Source organism: Aporhodopirellula aestuarii (assembly GCF_023701485.1).
Taxonomy (GTDB): domain Bacteria; phylum Planctomycetota; class Planctomycetia; order Pirellulales; family Pirellulaceae; genus Rhodopirellula; species Rhodopirellula aestuarii.
In genome coordinates, this window is the sequence record NZ_JAMQBK010000052.1 from 1 (window position 1) to 16,669 (window position 16,669).

11 protein-coding genes and 1 pseudogene are annotated in these 16,669 nt (G+C 52.2%); 1 reads left to right on the top strand and 11 read right to left on the bottom strand.

The genetic code is table 11. The annotated features are described in order from the left end of the window. Positions 1-128 precede the first annotated feature (128 nt). On the bottom strand, positions 129-350 hold the full coding sequence (locus NB063_RS19225; protein ID WP_250930388.1) for a hypothetical protein: 222 nt from the start codon (positions 348-350) through the stop codon (positions 129-131). Positions 351-582: 232 nt separating this feature from the next. Here NB063_RS19225 and NB063_RS19230 point away from each other — a divergent pair, with 232 nt between their 5' ends. Further along, positions 583-954, top strand: a complete 372-nt coding sequence (locus NB063_RS19230; protein WP_250930389.1) for a hypothetical protein — start codon at positions 583-585, stop codon at positions 952-954. A 1,090-nt stretch (positions 955-2,044) separates the two neighbouring features. Here the strand turns inward: NB063_RS19230 and NB063_RS19235 are convergent. The 10 genes and pseudogenes from NB063_RS19235 to NB063_RS19280 all read right to left on the bottom strand — a co-directional run bounded on the left by NB063_RS19235 (position 2,045) and on the right by NB063_RS19280 (position 16,631). After that, positions 2,045-3,163, bottom strand: coding sequence for a tetratricopeptide repeat protein (locus tag NB063_RS19235; RefSeq protein WP_250930390.1), 1,119 nt, complete (start codon positions 3,161-3,163; stop codon positions 2,045-2,047). A gap of 15 nt (positions 3,164-3,178) precedes the next feature. Next, positions 3,179-3,661 (bottom strand): annotated as a pseudogene (locus tag NB063_RS19240) (TlpA family protein disulfide reductase); the annotation flags it as partial. A 12-nt stretch (positions 3,662-3,673) separates the two neighbouring features. Further along, positions 3,674-4,867, bottom strand: a complete 1,194-nt coding sequence (locus NB063_RS19245; RefSeq protein WP_250930392.1) for a DUF1349 domain-containing protein — start codon at positions 4,865-4,867, stop codon at positions 3,674-3,676. Positions 4,868-5,225: 358 nt separating this feature from the next. Further along, on the bottom strand, positions 5,226-5,726 hold the full coding sequence (locus NB063_RS19250) for a hypothetical protein (protein WP_250930393.1): 501 nt from the start codon (positions 5,724-5,726) through the stop codon (positions 5,226-5,228). 444 nt (positions 5,727-6,170) lie between these two features. Further along, positions 6,171-6,938, bottom strand: coding sequence for a D-arabinono-1,4-lactone oxidase (locus NB063_RS19255; protein ID WP_250930394.1), 768 nt, complete (start codon positions 6,936-6,938; stop codon positions 6,171-6,173). Positions 6,939-6,980: 42 nt separating this feature from the next. Continuing rightward, positions 6,981-7,523: an FAD-binding protein gene (locus NB063_RS19260; protein ID WP_250930395.1), complete on the bottom strand. Its 543-nt coding sequence runs from the start codon at positions 7,521-7,523 to the stop codon at positions 6,981-6,983. Next, entirely contained in the window at positions 7,516-8,004 is a 489-nt protein-coding gene (locus tag NB063_RS19265) for a hypothetical protein (protein WP_250930396.1), read from the bottom strand. The genes NB063_RS19260 and NB063_RS19265 overlap by 8 nt, the downstream gene beginning before the upstream one ends. A 1,179-nt stretch (positions 8,005-9,183) precedes the next feature. Continuing rightward, positions 9,184-13,011, bottom strand: a complete 3,828-nt coding sequence (locus NB063_RS19270) for a WD40 repeat domain-containing serine/threonine protein kinase (protein ID WP_250930397.1) — start codon at positions 13,009-13,011, stop codon at positions 9,184-9,186. A gap of 248 nt (positions 13,012-13,259) precedes the next feature. Then, positions 13,260-14,234, bottom strand: coding sequence for a diacylglycerol/lipid kinase family protein (locus tag NB063_RS19275; protein ID WP_250930398.1), 975 nt, complete (start codon positions 14,232-14,234; stop codon positions 13,260-13,262). Positions 14,235-14,327: 93 nt separating this feature from the next. Beyond that, complete coding sequence (locus NB063_RS19280; protein WP_250930399.1) at positions 14,328-16,631, bottom strand: glutamine amidotransferase; 2,304 nt, start codon at positions 16,629-16,631, stop codon at positions 14,328-14,330. Positions 16,632-16,669: the final 38 nt, after the last annotated feature.

Here is a 16,669-nt window from a genome sequence, read left to right on the forward strand (position 1 = left end):
AAGCGTTCGCTTGATTCAGGACTAGTAGAGCAAAAACAATAGGAAAGGTCCATCCGCGACTCAGCGCCTCGGACCAGAAGACTGTGCATTGAGGTGATTGGACGGACACGGTGTAACCATTCTCTTGTTTAGTGGCATCTCACGGCAAATTCCAATGCGATCGCGTCAACATCGATGTGCGGAACTGAAAAGTTGGTTAGGTTGACTGTGAGCATTGCGATACTGGCCACTATCAGCGAGAACGCAGCCAGCACCATCAATTGTTTCATCACCGCCCCAACTTCAAGCGGATTGTCCTGCAATACTTTTGGGAATGGCGAAGATTCGACGTGCTTGGAAACAGTGGACATAGAGGTACTCCAGGTCAAGTTGCGGCATGATTCGCCAGTCTTCTATCTGGAGCCCGCAAGATTGTCTTGACCGCGCTGAAATCTGCTTCCGCTAAAATTGATGGTGCGATAGCTAAACTACGACATCATTTAGGCACTTGCGGAAAAAAGTAAGATTCCCCGTCATCGTTCTCTCGCAAGCATCGCCATAGTTATTGAAACACTTCATTTTTGAGGAGATAAGGATTTTGCGATGAAACGTTCAATGGACGATCCATACCGAACGCCCCGTGAATCAACCGGATCGTCAATCGCGAATACCAGGCTCGCTGGTGCTCGACTGTCGAACATTGCTTTGTCGCTTTCGGTTGCGGCCATTGCTGTGCCACTTGCAGTCATGATGTTGGAGACAATCAATCATCTTCCTTGGGACTATGGTGCCGCGGCAGCGGGGATAGTCATTGTGACGTTTACGCTCGCTATTTTGGGAATCGGTGTGTCCGTTGCAGCATTGGTAAGATGCAGAAGCTGGAAGGCAATTGCCGGTCTCCTGTTATCGATAGTGGCCATGCCCTGGGCTCTGTACGTTGGCGCGCTCTTTGCGCTCGCCACAATTGGGGTGTAACCGGCGATCCGCCAACACAATGGAGAGGCTGGGGCGGCTAGCGCGAACTATGTGCAAATGACTGACTGCGGGATTTGCGTGGAATTCTTCCCCCACCATATCAAGATATACGACAGGTCCTGCACGTCGCCGATTGCACTCCATTTTGTTTTGGCAAAACTCGCGCGTGGAAAGTCAGGAAACACCTAAAACGCTGCGTTTTTGGTTGGCGGGTTGCCGGTTACACCCCCACAATTGTGATGAACGGAACAGCGTGGCAAGTGGTCTGACCTGGAGTGGCTACGACATGTCTCTCGCTTCTGAAGAAAGTGCCTACTCAAGTGAGTAGTTCGGAAATGTGAAGGCACTCGATCATCATGTCCACCTGTATCCACCAGATGTCAGGTTCCGCGCGATGCTGGACGTGAACGTTTGACAAACCGGAGAAGCGATAAAGTGACCAGCACACTCGGTCCAGCAGAAGCGAATAATAAGAGTGCTAGAACCGAACTGAACAGCAGTTCTCCAGGTTTTGAAATTCCGACAAAGAGCGAAAAGAGCGATGGCAAACTACACGTCACCAACGAAATCTTTCGTGCGCGTTGCCGAGGCTCGTTAATCGTTAGTCCACAGGCAATGCCTCCCAGCAGCCCACTGATTGCAGCGAGAAGTGGGCTGCCAATCCATAGAAACTCGTCGAACACGCTATCGAGTCCAAGTAGTCGTCTAAGTGGATCGGTCAGCAGAATGGTTGTCAAGCAGAAAGCAATTGCGGCAGCCAACGACGCGGTGGTCATGCCGCCTAGCAACGCTGCCATGTAGCGGAGGATGCAACCAACCTCCGTACCTGAACTTCTCGAAACGGGCTGAGAGTCACTCAAGACAGATGATTTATACGGGTTGTTCGTGCTATCCGGCAACGACTCTGTGGTCGCTGGTATCTTGCGTCGTAGACCCACTTCTTCAATACTCTGCTAACGAAATTATTGTATGTTTTCAATATGAAAAGTATCTTTGCGACACCTCTGGCTTTATCGTCATTCTCGGCGCGCGGTGGTCGATAGGGTTCGGACATGCTCGGCTCACGTGTGGGGATTTCCGGCTTTGCGGGTCAATTGACGTCAGCATTTCCAATCAGTTCCTCGGCTTCGCGACGCAACACGATCAGTTCAGTGTCAGCATTTCCGTGAACATAGACTCCGGCTGGCTGACTGTTCTGATCGATTAATGAAGTGGCGTTCACCAGTGTTTTCCTTGCTGTCGCTTGATCGCCTAATTGCCACTGAAGCATCGATTGCCATAGTAGCGTGACCGATCGCTGTCGCTGCGACTGGCCGCGTGCAATAGCCAGTGTCGGTTCGACCAACGCAGCAGCTTCTTCGTATCTGCCAATCCGGTAGAGAACCCCGATTACCGCCTGATGTCTCCACCAGAATCGACGTTGTTTCGCATTCTCTTGAACCGCCGCGAGAACTCTTTCTTCATCGCGTATGTTGCCTGGTATCAGTGTAAGGCATTGTGCAATTTCCCAGGCAGATTCCGCATTCTCGAGCTTATTGAGCATCTGTTCCAATCCTTCGCTGAGGGCTTGAAAATCCTCGATTTGACCGGCTAACAACGCACTGATTGCCGCAAGCTCCAGCGTCTCTAAATCGTGCGGCTTGCGTTGGGCAAGTTGCTGAAAATCCCGTGTCGCAGCCTCCCAGCGGCGCCAAAGAAAATGCAATTGGGCACGAGTTGCGAGCAATTCAATGTCATCTGGATGGGTTGTCATGACGTCATCCAGCTTTGTTAGCGCAACTTCGTTGGCTTCGTTACGTGCCGAGACGCTCATCACGAACCAGTCGCAATTCGCGCCAGGAATTTCGCGTCCTGGCCCGATACCAGGCGTGCTTTCGCTAAAGAATTTGGTTGCTTGGGAAAGCAACGCGTTAGCTTCCTCCATCCGGTCCAGGTGATAAAGTGCGGTAGCCTTGAGATGTAATAGAATACTCTTGTCACGCCGCTCATCGGCAATTCCAGCCATTGCGTCGCAGGTGGTAAACAGCTCTTCAAACCGCTCCGCACGATTCAGGACGAACAAGAGGTTCTGGCTTTCATGAAATTGCTCCGCATCTTTCCAGGACTGGGTCGTGATCTCGATGGCCGTGTCAAAATCGTCAAATGCTCCTGGCATTCGACTGGCTGCGCCCACTAACTGGGCGCTCGCTCTAATGTTTTCTGCTCTCAACTCTTTGGCGAGTTGCTAGGCCGCTTTCGCATGCATGAGATATCTGTCGGTATCCTGCAGCATGAAGGCTGAGAAAGCTGCTCCCTGTCTTGCCGGTGCATGATTGACATCCTCTTCCAACTCCGATTCGTATGCCTGCAAAGCATTTTTCCATTGTTGCCGCGATGACGACCAGTCACCGGAGCGAGACGCGGGATCCACAGGTCCGATCAGATCGGTCAAAAGCTCTGGCAACTTTTCACCGCGGGCTGACAAAGATACGACGTTGCCATCTCGATCGACCAAGATTGCGGTCGGAATCGATGTGATCTTGTACTTGGTCGCCATCGGGTGTTTCCAGCCCGCGTCGTCTGCAAATAAAGAAGGCCAGGGAAGTTCTGCGTCCTCGATGTACTTCTCTGCTTTGTCACGTTCAGAGTCTAAACAGACTCCCACCACTTCAAACCCTTGCTCGTGGTAGTTTCGATACTGTTCCAAAACGTTTGGGATTTCACGACGGCAGGGCCCACACTAAGAGGCCCAGAAGTCGACCAGGACGACTTTACCCCTGTAGCTCTTCCAATCAAATGCTGCTCCAGAAAGTGTTTCACCCTCCAGTTCCAACGGTTTACCAATCATCGAGAATTTGAAATTGAGTGCGTCTCGCTTTGTGCTGAGTTGTTCCATCATCCGCTCGGAGATCGGACCTTCGATTTCTTTTACTGCGGCGATGAACTTGTCATAAACAGCAATTTCCGATTCGTAATCATCGGCTGTTTGGAACGCTCTACTAAACCAAGCAACGAACGGTGGAATCATACGCACGCTAGCTTCGGCATTAACCTCGCTGACTAGATTCACGGCATCATCAATCAAAGCTCGGCGAGCCGCTACGCCCATCAACTTGATGTCTCTGGATCGACGCTGGATGCCAATCATCCCCGCCATGAGTTCGTCATCCAGTGCTTTCGTTGATCTTGGCAACGACGCAGCTTTCTGTGGCTGGGTAAGATTGATCTCGGAACTCGAATCATTTTCGACTGCAGCAAATTCATGCTGATGTCGGATATTACGAAAAGTGACCGCAACGGGTTGCCCTGACGTATTCACGCCAGAAACGCCTACGGAATAGGTAGCTTCGGGATCTATCTTGGCCGTTCCCATCTCGTGCCATGGCTGACCATCGTTACGCGCCAGAGCGCGGACGCTTCCTGCTTTTATCTCAAGTCGAAAGTCGACTGGCCGGTCTTCCGAGAGCGGATAGTCACGAAACAAGCCCATGCGAACTCGCTTTGCGTCGACGCGTTGTTCAAAGTTTGCGTAGTGTTTCACCGAGCCGCCTCGCGTGAAGCTGGCCCTCTCCAAGCGAATGTAGTTGCGATCGTCTTGCAAAAGTACAAGTCCACCGCTGACGTATGCCGTTTGGCTCTTGTCGCCAGGCAGCGCCAAGTTTCCATCAACGGTCACTTTGACGGCGAAATCGCCTTCCATCGACCGAAGTGCTCGTGGAGCATTCATGCGGCTATGCTCCGCGTCCAGCCCATGAGCGGCACCGCTAAAATTAATCGTGATTGCTTCGCGACTAACCGTGAACGAGCAATCACCATCAGGATCCACCAGTTGGCCCCAAGGCGAAAAAGTTCCGTACACTTGGTCAGCAGCCCGGGATTCGGCACCCAACGCTGTCAGTGAGCACAGCAAAAAGCAAATTGCGAAGCATCGCATGATCAAATTCCTATCAAGATTTTTGTTAGAGGTGAGCCGCCTATGAATCTAAGCGAAGGTTCCGACGACATGATGACTCAAGAAGTGATAGTTTTTGCGATTCTCCGCTGTAGCTGCGAATGACAACTAATGAATCACGTTACCCTATATGTCGATCGCGGTCAAAACTTCCAAGTTAGACCGATACAGCGGGAGTCGCATCGGGCGCGTCGAATGCACGCTTCACGAGACAGACTCAACGGTAAGCCTGACGCGGTCAAGTCGCGATTGGGCATTGCCGAGCGCCATGCTTTGCGAACAATCGGCGAGCAAGGCTACCGCCGGGACTGGAGCAGCAAGCACCTTTCGCGGCAATCACTCAATCTTCAGCTTGCGACTGTTTCTTTGTAGAGCGTTCGTTGCTGGCGGCGATGTTCTGTTCTGGTGTTGAGCACCCCCGCCACAAAACGATCAATGACGCCGCTGCGGAAAACCCAAAACTGAGCAGCCAAGTATAGTAACCGAGAAGCCACGTTTCATTCATGGAATGAACCATCAAGAATGGACTTAGTAAAGCGATTACACTTAGTGTTAGCGGCCAGAAACTGACCGATCCGCGAAACAATAAAACGATGGCAAACCAGTAGGTTGGATTGGCTAGCCAAACGAAACTATCACCATCCGAAACCATGGCCCAAAATGCAATTACAAATGCCTCTACTCCAATGATGCCGTGTGGGTACTCACGTCCTCGAAACAACAACGACGGACGTACATCAACGACGGGCATGACGAACGAGGCGACATAGGCAAACAAACTAGCCGTAACCAACCATGAAACGAGATCCTTTCTTATGAATAAGTCGTCGTCTGTAATCATGGTTTGAACCCGCTTGGCTGCTTGGCATGCCGTCTTCGCCAGTATAACGCAGAAACCACTCTGGCGACTTGCTTAGACCTGTTGCTTGTACGTATTGCGATGGTTCGCAATTGGGCCAGCGTTCCGACTTGGTTCGGTTGCCGCCCCACACTTTTCGATTCACCGTCAGAATCCACCATTTGGCCCCAAGGCGAAACTGCTCCGTAAACTTGGTTGGCAGCCCAAGATTCGGCACCCAACGCTACCAGTGAGCAGTGTAAAAAGTACGTTGCGAAGCGTCGCATGATCAAGTTCCTATCTGGATTTGTTTCGACGCGAGCCACCTGCGAATCTAAGCGAACATTCCGACGCCCTGATGACGCGAAAAATGAACGCAATTTCTTGTTTGCATTCTTGGTAGATGCTTACCGTCATCCAGTAGGGTGTCGCGTTTTGTCATTTGACTCACTCGTCGGACGGAGAGTGATGAAGCAATCCAAACAGCCATTCGTTCAAGCAAGGAAAATCGTCGCCGCTGGATCTGACAATCTGGCTAAACTCCTTCCAATTCGGATAAAGTCTTTCAACAGTCGGTGCATCGATCGGACAGAATTTTCCCCAGTGAGGTCGCGCATCGAACCGCGAGGCCATCACCTGAACTACTTCGGCGGCGAAGGCTTCAAGGCCTTGTCGTTCCGCGGGCCGTGCATAGCTGATGAAACTAAGCGTGTACCACGGCTCTGTACCGCCCGAAGCTGGTGATACCAGAGTGTCGTCAGGCATCACGCGACGGATGCAAATTGGATAGTGATGAACATAACGCTTGTTTATTGGCTTCGACGCATAGAGGTTCATCAATTCGATGGCGGAACGGATTGCTTTGCCAAGGTGTTTTCGCTGAACAAAAATCTCGACTTCGATATGGCGAAACCGTTCGTGCTGCATCGTCAGTTGTCGATCGGATCGATCCACGACTTTCCAGTTCTGAGGAATCAGCCGAGGAATGAGATGCCGGTAAGCAAGTTTCGTGCAGCGACTTGGCAACCAACGCGCGAGCATGCAAACGAAAAGATGGAATATGGTGTCCATCCCCAGCGACCAGAACCAGCGGTAGGCTCGCGCATGCCAACTATGCGTTCGATTCGATTCTTTGCGATGTTGGGCAAAGTAGTCCCATCGCCAGGGAACGAGATAGAATTGTTGCAAAGGGTATTCGGCCTCTTTCGCTAACACTTCGTCGAGCGCGTTGTATCGTTTGAGATGCTCCTCGATTGCTTATTGCTTTCTGACGGGTAACACAACTTCGGTGATAATTCCAAGGCATCCGAGAGAACAGCGTGACGCGCGGAGTAGCATTGGTTGATCTGATTGAAATGAGGATAGCTTTGCCTTGCCGTCCCCGTTGCAAAAGGTGGCAATCCGAACACCAAGTACAAAATGCGAGAGACTTTCTTTCCCCGAACCATGAGTGCCTGTGGAGATCGCCCCCGCGACAGACTGTTCGTCGATCAAGCCAAGCGTCGACAGCGTCAGGCAATGCTGTTGAAGCATGTAAATGACCTCTTTGATCTGACATCCTGCACCCACGCGCACGGCCGAAACTCCCTCAAACTCCTCCAGCGACATTGCGTTGAAGTGCTTCATGTCGACCACCGCCCCGTCGGTCTGAATAACCTTGCTCCAAGAGTGCAATCGTCCGATCGCACGAATCTTCTGGTCGCGATTCGCGTCGAGAAACGCAAGTAGCTCCGACTCAGATTGGGGGCAACAGTACTCTGCCGGCTCAATTTGGAGGTTGCGACCGAAGTTCTCAATCATGACTTTTCTCTTTTTCCTTAGCTTTTTCCTCTGCGATCGAGCGAGTGTTCGGTTCCTCTCTCTTCAATTCCAGATCGTGTTTCGCTGTCTCAGATTCTTTTAATCTCTCAATGATTTCAGGATCGATCCGCCAGTCGGCTGTTGGGGTTCGTCGGACCAATACCAGGTTCTTGATTTTTGCTTTCTTACCGTCGATCTCAAGTCGAACGGTGCCCTTGATTGTCGAACGAAGAGGATCATTTGGATCGGGCAGGAATCGGTACGCAACTAATCCTTGGTACGTACCGCCTCGAATACTGCTTCCGGGGAGTTTCAAGTACCCGACATCCGACCAATAACCATATTCCATTCCGCCAAAATGAAGCAGGATGTTGGATTCAACCAGGTGAATCGATCCGCTCCAGGCTCGTTCGGCGCGAACGCTCAACGTCCCGAATGCGAGAAAAAGAAGAAGGGCGATTATCAAGTGGCGGTTTTGCATCGTGATTCCTCATGGAGTGTTGTATCGGCCTCACTAATTAGTGCGTCTATTCGGTCGCCCCGATGACGCAAATTCCTGATCGACTAGCCCATGAAACGAAGACTTCGTCATGCAGCACACCTAATTCACGCTTTTTAGCTTAGCACAGCGGCCCCAGTTGGCGACCTAAACCGCTGATTACAAGCCTGTTTTGTCCGCTACGCAACGAATCGCGAGTCACTAAATGGCTGCGAATTCCCCTCAAATCCATCGGAACTGAATATGAACACTTGGCAACTTCCGAATTCATCTTTGATTTCAATTGCATGCCTTTAAACCCCTACGATTCGCCATCAGCGTCCAGCGACGACTCGCAGTCGACTGACGATCATCCCGTCGGACTGCGTCGTTTGATTCATCGACCCGAATTTGCAATTGCCTGGATCTTCACGTCGGCAGTGATTGGAATCGGCTTCCTTGTCTTGCTGATCAGCATCCTTCCAAGGAGTCCGAAAATCGACTTTCCTATTCTTGGACCGTGGGCGGAAATTGGATCCTTAGTCGGACTAATGTCATGGTATATGACACGCTTGGCAGCTTGAAGCGAATCTCTTTTCGTTCCCTTCTGCTGTTCTACGGATTCGTCACGCTATTCTCGGTGTCTACTCTCTTGGGTTCGATCCTGGTTGCGACCATGTTGGGAGTGTCCCTGAGAATAGCGTATTTGGTACGTCCTGATTAAGAGTGAAAGACTGAGCAAGGAGTTGCCAGTAGGAACGTGTTTGGTTACCGGTAGACTTCGTCGTGGTCAGGCCTTGCGCTGAGTTTTCGTTTTGATCAACACTCAACACAAGGCCTGACTCGAATGGCACTGCGGTGAGGGCCATTTCGGCGCGTCGGTGCCCAGATTCTGAAGACACCGACGCGAGTTTCACCCCGACCGAAGTCCGCGAGGGCGATGCAACCGCAGGAAGTAGAGGGAGCCGATCGAATACGCTCCAGCGGAGCAATCAACGCCCTCACGCGCCCCAGCTTTTGCGATGGGATATTACAATTCACCCACTGGTCAGATTCTGCCGAGCAGGGCGCTGGCGGAATTGACGAGCAAGGGCATCGGGCCCCCGTTCTCACGGAGAGCCGTAAAAATTGCAGGCGTTGCTGACCTGATGATCACCGATTCCCATCTTCAGTTTGAGCCCATCAGGACCCAAGATGCCTAATTGGCTGAGAAAGAAACCTGCTTCGCTCTTTTTCGGTTAGTCGGCGCCCTGCACGACGTCGAGCATCTTCTAGAACTGCTTTCGGGTTCACTTTCCAAAATCTTACAGTCCCGTCCCTGCTCGAAGTCACGACCTGCGCACCGTCTGAGGTAAAGCATGCGTCAGAAACGTCATCATCATGCCCTTTGAGCACGATTGACTTAGCTATCGCGTTGGAAGGGGATTCATCCAGATACCATACCCGGGCAGTGTGGTCACTGCTCCCTGTAACCAACATCTTGCTGTCAGGACTAAACGACACGTTCGATATTGTTCCTCGGTGACCGGAAAGCGTTACATAAGATGGGCCTCTGTCCCATGCAGCCAGATTCCACAGTCGCACCGTAACATCGTCGTTGTCAGTTGAAACCAGCCACCTGCCGTCGGGACTGATAGCCAAGTGCTTGATGGTGTTGTTGTGCCCTCGTAAAGAAATGACGGTGGACGACGGATCATCCGCAAGAGCGTCCCATATCTTAATGATTTTGTCCTGTCCTCCCGATACTAACCACCTACCTTCTGGCCCCCATTCCATTGCAGTCAGTGGCTCATTATGCCCGTTTAAAACGCTTGCTGGTTGGTGCGGATTAGCTAGATTTGTAATGTTGATATTCCAGTCATCGCCCACCGTAGCAAGCTTTTCATCTGAACTTATGACGCAGCAATCGGACGCCGCCGGCCTTTCAAAGTAGATCTCAGGGGGCGCCGTTGACACATCCCAAAGAACAGCCTTCCTTTTGACACGAGAAGATTGCCGATAGACAACCGCAAGCCGCGTTCCTTTCGTGTTTATCGCAATTCGAGCAGCATGCCATTCTGGAAGCTTGAGAAACGTGTCCGTTCTCCCGAGGGATCTGGAGTCGAGTTTCAAAACACGGACACTGCCGTCAGCGTCGGTCGCGAAAGCTTGGCTAAGTTGCTTGCTAATCTTGGGACGCGCTGTTCCTGACGTATAAAATGCCGATTCGTTTGTCTTCAAACGAATTACTTTGGTCCAAGATCGAGAACCGTTTGAACGACTGTCAGGCAAAAAAGTTCCCGTAGTGACAAGCCACTCCATGTCGTTTGTAATGGATACTGAATTGACCCAAGCTCTTTCATCAACGACTCGAACAATGCCCTCACGGGTGAAGCTTTGAAGGCTCCATTCTCGTGCTGCTAAGTCGTCGCTAATTGTCACGAACCGGCTATGGTCTTCGTCCAAGACGATTCCTCGGATTGGGGATTCATGCCCTTTAAGTTCACGGAACATCGGATCGGTTGCATTTAGGTCCCAAAGTCGCAGTGTCTTGTCCTCACTGCCTGTGATCACATAGCGACCATCGGAAGTGATCTTGACGCGTTTCACCCAATTCCGATGTCCTTTAAGCGTGAGACGAAGATGACTCTCCGCGTCGAGATCCCAGACTCTTGCTGTCCGATCTTCGCTCGCCGAGACGAGCGTACGACCATCCGGAGTCAAGTCCAGATCTCTGACCGTAGCCTCATGCCCTGTCAAGATCACGGGTTTCGCCCCCGGATTCTCTGCAGCAAGGTCCCAAACACGAATCGTTCGATCCGCGCCGGCGGTGACAAGCCGTTGGCTGTTTTCGCTAATCGCCAGTGTCAAGATTGTTGAGGTGTGCCCCCGCAAAGGAATGCTTTCCGAATCCTCTGGATCTTGGTAATTCCAGATTCGCGCGGTCGCTTGGCTTGCGCTGATCAACCGTTTGCCGTCGGGTGTAAACTCTAGTCCCGTGACAAAACTACTATGACCATTGAGCGTGACCTTACGTACGTCAGCACCCGCCGAAAGATCCCAAAGACTAATTGTTGGATCGATGTATCCTGCCGTTGCCAGCCATCTACCATCGGGGCTAATCGCAACTTGAGAAACCGTTCCCGTCCGGTGCTCCAGTATTCGGTGAGAGGTCGCAGGATTTTGTGATTTTAGGTCCCAAAGCCGAGTCGTCTTGTCGTGTCCAATCGAGACCAACCAGCGACCATCTGCAGTCGCTCTGGTACCACTGACCCACCGCCCATGGACCGTCGGGGCAACGCCAAGCACGCCGTGGCCGCGAATGACTGTTGGCGTCGCTTCGATCTCCTCCCGACTCAAATCCCAACGTCGAATTGCGCCATCTTTACTGGTTGTGTACATCCAACGACCGCCAGGAGCTATGTCGATCGAATACACGGGTTCGCTATGGCCAACAAGAGGCACACCTTTAACTTGGCTGAGAGCATCTACAATGGTTTGATGGGCAACTGGCAGCACTGAATGATCATCGCGCCAGGTTGTTTCAACGGCCTCAATCGCCAGCAGAAGGCTCAGAACCGGCATCTCCATTCGAGTTGCCTCCGACTGAGCCGCTAAGCGCCAAACAGTCTCTTGCTTTAGCTGCTTGGCAAGCTGTTCACTGAGTTCTTGCAATTCTCTTTTTGCGTCCCTTTCTCGAATCGCAAGGGCTCGATTGTCAGCTGCGAGTTCAGTTGCCTTGTTTCGGTCGCTAATCGCCTTCTGTTCCGACGTCATCGCCCTCGCGAGACCTATGGTCGTTCCAATTATGCCAAGACAAAGTGAGGTTATCAGTGCCACCGCAGCAGCAACGACAACTCGGTTCCGACGACACCAACGCATTGTCTTGCTGATTCGACTGATCGGGCGGGCCGACACTGGTCTACCTTCAAGGAACCGATCCAGATCGCAAGCCAATTCGCCAGCTGTTCCGTAACGACTCTGGGGTTCCTTCTGCAAACACTTCAAACAGATCGTTTCCAGGTCCTTAGGAACTTGCGGATTCAAAAGTCTTAGCGATACCGGTTCTTTCTCGATCACTTGCCGAATGGTGTCGACGGCTGAGTCGGCGACAAACGGACCGCGACCGCTCAAGCAAGCGTACAAGATCGCACCGAGTGAATAGACATCGCAGGCGACGCCAACGAGCTGATGCTTCGCCAACGCCTGCTCGGGCGCCATGTAGCTAGGCGTGCCCAAGATCTGCCCGGTCGCGGTTAGGTCATTATCCGTTGCATCACGCGACAATGTTTTCGCCAAACCAAAGTCGGTGACATGCGGTTGGCCACTTTCATCGATTAGAATATTAGCGGGCTTCAGATCGCGATGCAGCACTCCTTGATGATGCGCGTATGCGATGGCTAGGGTAACGGTTTTGATGAGCTCCGCCGCTTTTTTTGGCGATAGCGTTTCTTCGCTGATGCTCGATGCCAAACTTCTGCCATCGACTAGGTCCATCGTGAAGTAGTGATGTCCTTCATGCTCGCCGACTTCGTGGACGCTCACGATGTTGGGGTGTTTTAGCGCCGCAGCCGCGCGAGCTTCGCGATAAAAACGGTCGACGTCGGCATCCGATGCCAGCCTTCCCGCCAATATCATTTTCAGTGCGACGTCGCGGCGCAACTGCGATTGCCTCGCGCGAAATACAATCCCCATTCCGCCACGCGCGATTTCGTCGACGATTTCATATTCGCCGACATACCGAAGTGAATCGCCAATCTCGAACTTAGTCGATTGGCCAGCAGCCTGAGAATCAAGTGTCGGCGCAAACGCCGAATCGATGGGCCGCTCGGTAGCATCATCTCGAAAAACCGCCATCGCATCGCGGACGAGACCGTTGTTGTCCAGAAATTCGCAAATAGAGTCGGCATACTGCGGGTACAAGCTACAAAGTTGCTCACGATCAATCGCTTCCCCTCGCTCAGCCGCCTCTAGCAACTCAGCCAGCAACACCTGAATAGCTTCGTCATCAGCGGCAGATTCGTTGGTCATGGCAGCATTTTTACCGAAGTGCAGTTCATGGGAGTCCTATGTGGGTAGCGTCAAAAGCAATGTATTGATGACGCGGGAAAAGAAGATTTCCCAGTTTGATACGCAGGTACTCGCATTTGTATCCCAAGACTTTTCGCCTTTCGCCGTCGATCTTGGTCATTTGGGGAATCCGGCATCTCCCTCAAATTCTTGTGCAACTTGCTCACGAAACAAGAGTTCCGTCATGCAGCTGTCTGTATTTACGCTTCTTAGCATAGCGGAACCGATTGGCCACCTTTACCGCTGATGACAAGCCTGTTTTGGCACTTCTCTTTTCTTCGATCAAACATTTCAATCGCTCTGGGCCTTACTTCTATATCGAACGGAGTCGTCCCAGTGAGTTCGCCGTCGATGTTGAGCGGGTCGGCTTGATTCGAAGTCAACGAAATTTGGGATGCCGTGTAGTATTCCACGACCGGATCTTCGACATGCGTCCCGTCGTAAATTCGATTGAAAAGGCTGAGTAACTTCAGCCTACTTGCACCATGCCGCAGAACAATCACGTCCAGTAGGCCATCATCGAGTTTGGCCTGGGGGGCAATCTTCATGGCACCTGTGTAGCGAGTGTTGCAGACCATGACAAAAGTGAACTCATCCGCGATCTCCTTGCCATCGAGAATAAGTTGGGCGGATCGAGCTTGAGTTCCCCGCAGCACCTTGAGCAGGCTGACAATGGTGTACCTGGCAGGTCCCAGCCATCGCCATTTTTCCGCTCGAATGCCGACATCGGTTACAAGTCCCCAGCCGATAATATTGAAAGAATAAACCGTCCTGCCGTTGGTAGTGATTTCCACCACATCGAACTTGCGAATATGTTCATCGACAATTGCTTTTGCAGCGTCGACTGGGTCTGTTAATTCCAGATCCACGATCAGAGAATTTCCCGATCCGCCTGGGATCAAGCCAATTGGAATCGTTTGTTGGTCTTCTCGCGTGAAGAGTCCATTCAGTATTTCGTGCATCGTCCCATCGCCACCGATGACGATCATGCCGTCATAGCCAACCAGGTCTTTCTGTTTAGCAATTTCTCTGGCATGTCCAGCGAACTCGGTCACTATGACCTCCAGCTTGATGCCTGCCGTGTCAAAAATCGGCTGGATCTCGCTCAGCAGGTGCAAGCCTTTCTTGCGCCCACCGTGCGGATTTACAATCAGGCAAAAATTCTTGTTGGGAGATAGATTCATGGGCATTGAGATAGAAATGTATCAGGGCATCGGAAACCAAACTGCCGTGCATGTTTGCGATGATGCGCCCGTAAAGGAAAACTTCCACAACATCTAATGGTTCAGAATTACCTTGTGATCAGTGGCCGCATGTCTGCGTCTGAGCACCCAGTCGACCACCAGCCCGCTCAGCAAACCAACCCAAATCCATGGGCGATCCCACAGCGGAACGGTGTGTATGAGCCTTTCACCAGGTGCCGAATCATACGATCGAAGAAGCCGCATGAGATCGTCATCAGATGTCAGAATGCTTCCGCCGCTTGATTCGGCGACGAGTTGCAGCGTCTCAGGTTGGGATTGGGGTTTTAACCATTCTTCGGACTGGTGAAGTAGTTGAAGTTCGATCGATTCACTCGCGACTTGCTTATCGGCCAGCCAAGCGGTTACGACCAGGTGAATGGTTTGCATGGGACTCGACGACTTATCGGACGACGGAAGCTCAGCTTGAATGGATCCGCTATAACGCTGCAGCGACACGTCGGGCTGCAAATCGATGACATCACTAGGGATTGTCGAGAGAGCTGGTGGATCGCTGCTGGTTAGTTCGTCGGCTTGAAGTCTGACGGTCAGGCGATAGTCCGTCGTGGGATTGAGTTGTTTGTCGAATGCCTCGACGACTACTTGGATGGGATCATTCTGCGAATAGATGACTCGGTCGCAACGAACGAGCAACCGTCGCTGAGATGCCTGCGAATTTTCCGCAAGCCAACGAGCAACGTTGCGCCAGAATTTCCGGTAGTAACGATTGTCCCCCACTCCCCACTGTGACTCGAAGTACTGCCCCCAAGCTTCTGTCGTATCGGTCGACATCGCGAAGGTGCGACCACGCCCGTAGGTTTGGCACGCAAAAACGGGCATGATTCCAACTCGCAGGAGCGGATTCCGTGTGTGACCGAGTAGCGTCGCGGCCGGCTTCACACGTGAAATCAAATTTGTGCCGGTAAATTGTGGCATCGCTTGAATCGCGGCATGATTCTGTTTCGGATCGTCAAAGAGCCTCCATATCGGGTGGGACTCCGCATCGACAGGGACTTCGACTTCAAACCGCTGAGCGAGATGGTCGCGATGACCGGCCATGTCAAACGGAATGAGCTGCTCCCACTCGGTCCGGTCCCATCGGCCGGAACCGAAACTCTGGATGCCGCCAACCATTGCAAAGCCCCCACCCCGTTTACCGACCCATTCCACGGTCCAATCAATTTGCTCTTGCGTGAACGCACGGCGAGGAATATCGCTACAGATCACCACATCGAAGCCGAATAGCTCAGTTCGCGTCGCTGGGTAACCGCGAGACGGATGATCGACCTGTTTCAGACGTGGACGACTAGCGTGTACGTTGTCGACGACGATCGAGACGCATTCTATGTCAGGGTCTTCCTGCACCGCGTCTTGCAACGCCTCATACGCTTTTCCCGGGTTGCCTTCCATATAGAGCACCTTGAGCCTCGGATCTCGATCGATCAATCGAAATGGGATCCGATTATTTGAGCCGACCGCTTCGCCTTGAAGAACCGGGATTTGTAATTCCAATTGACTCATGGATGAATCGGCGGTGACGACCAACTCACATGGCGTTGGACCGTCATGCAACATAATCGGCAGAGTAGTGAGCGCGGCCGCATTGGGGCGATCTGCGGGGCGAATCGAGACAACGACTCGTTGGCCATCAAACCCGCGGCTGTCAATGACGGCACGGACCGTTGCTTCATCGCCTGATGCGACACGGGGCGGTATCGCTAGCTGAGTAATTGCGATATCCCCAAGTATCTCTTGCTGTTGCGGCAGCACAACATGAATGGGGACGTTCAAGTCGCGATACGCCGAGGAAAGTGTTTGCAGTTGCGGTTCCGTTGGCACTGCACCGTCGGAAAACAGCACCACTGCTCGAGGCTGGTCACCGGCCAAACGCGAAGGAAGACGCTCCAATGCGTCACCAAGCAACGAGGCGTCGTCGTTGGCGTTCAGGGCCGTCAAGTTGGGAACTTTCGCCAGATGGCGACCAAAACGATACATTGAAAATTTCATCGGGTGCGTCGATTGAACTTTTCGTGTCACCTTGTCAATGGTTTGCTTGACGTCATCCATCCTGGATCTTTCTACACCAAGCGTCATGCTTTGTGAGCAATCAACCAGCAGAGAGACTGCAGGCGGTCGGGGCGGCAAGATCGTTTCGCGGCGGTCGATCGGATTGATCAGCAGCACGACCAAACCGAGCAAGACTCCGCCGCGTAGAGCCAGTAACCACCACTTCGCAGTTTTTTCAGAAATCGCAATCCTTCGAGCAGCGATCAATAGAGCAATGATCGCGGCGACGAGAATCCAGTAGGTCGCGGTCCAGTAGAGCGGTTGCCAATGCATGTTAACGCTTACTCAACGTCTTCGGATAGAACTCGGTG

Bases quoted from the DNA above. Each gene is read 5' to 3' on its own strand.
- NB063_RS19275 (WP_250930398.1), bottom strand. From the start codon at position 14,234: ATGAATCTATCTCCCAACAAGAATTTTTGCCTGATTGTAAATCCGCAC.
- NB063_RS19225 (WP_250930388.1), bottom strand. From the start codon at position 350: ATGTCCACTGTTTCCAAGCACGTCGAATCTTCGCCATTCCCAAAAGTA.
- NB063_RS19250 (WP_250930393.1), bottom strand. From the start codon at position 5,726: ATGATTACAGACGACGACTTATTCATAAGAAAGGATCTCGTTTCATGG.
- NB063_RS19270 (WP_250930397.1), bottom strand. From the start codon at position 13,011: ATGACCAACGAATCTGCCGCTGATGACGAAGCTATTCAGGTGTTGCTG.
- NB063_RS19260 (WP_250930395.1), bottom strand. From the start codon at position 7,523: ATGATTGAGAACTTCGGTCGCAACCTCCAAATTGAGCCGGCAGAGTAC.
- NB063_RS19230 (WP_250930389.1), top strand. From the start codon at position 583: ATGAAACGTTCAATGGACGATCCATACCGAACGCCCCGTGAATCAACC.
- NB063_RS19265 (WP_250930396.1), bottom strand. From the start codon at position 8,004: ATGCAAAACCGCCACTTGATAATCGCCCTTCTTCTTTTTCTCGCATTC.
- NB063_RS19245 (WP_250930392.1), bottom strand. From the start codon at position 4,867: ATGCGATGCTTCGCAATTTGCTTTTTGCTGTGCTCACTGACAGCGTTG.
- NB063_RS19280 (WP_250930399.1), bottom strand. From the start codon at position 16,631: ATGCATTGGCAACCGCTCTACTGGACCGCGACCTACTGGATTCTCGTC.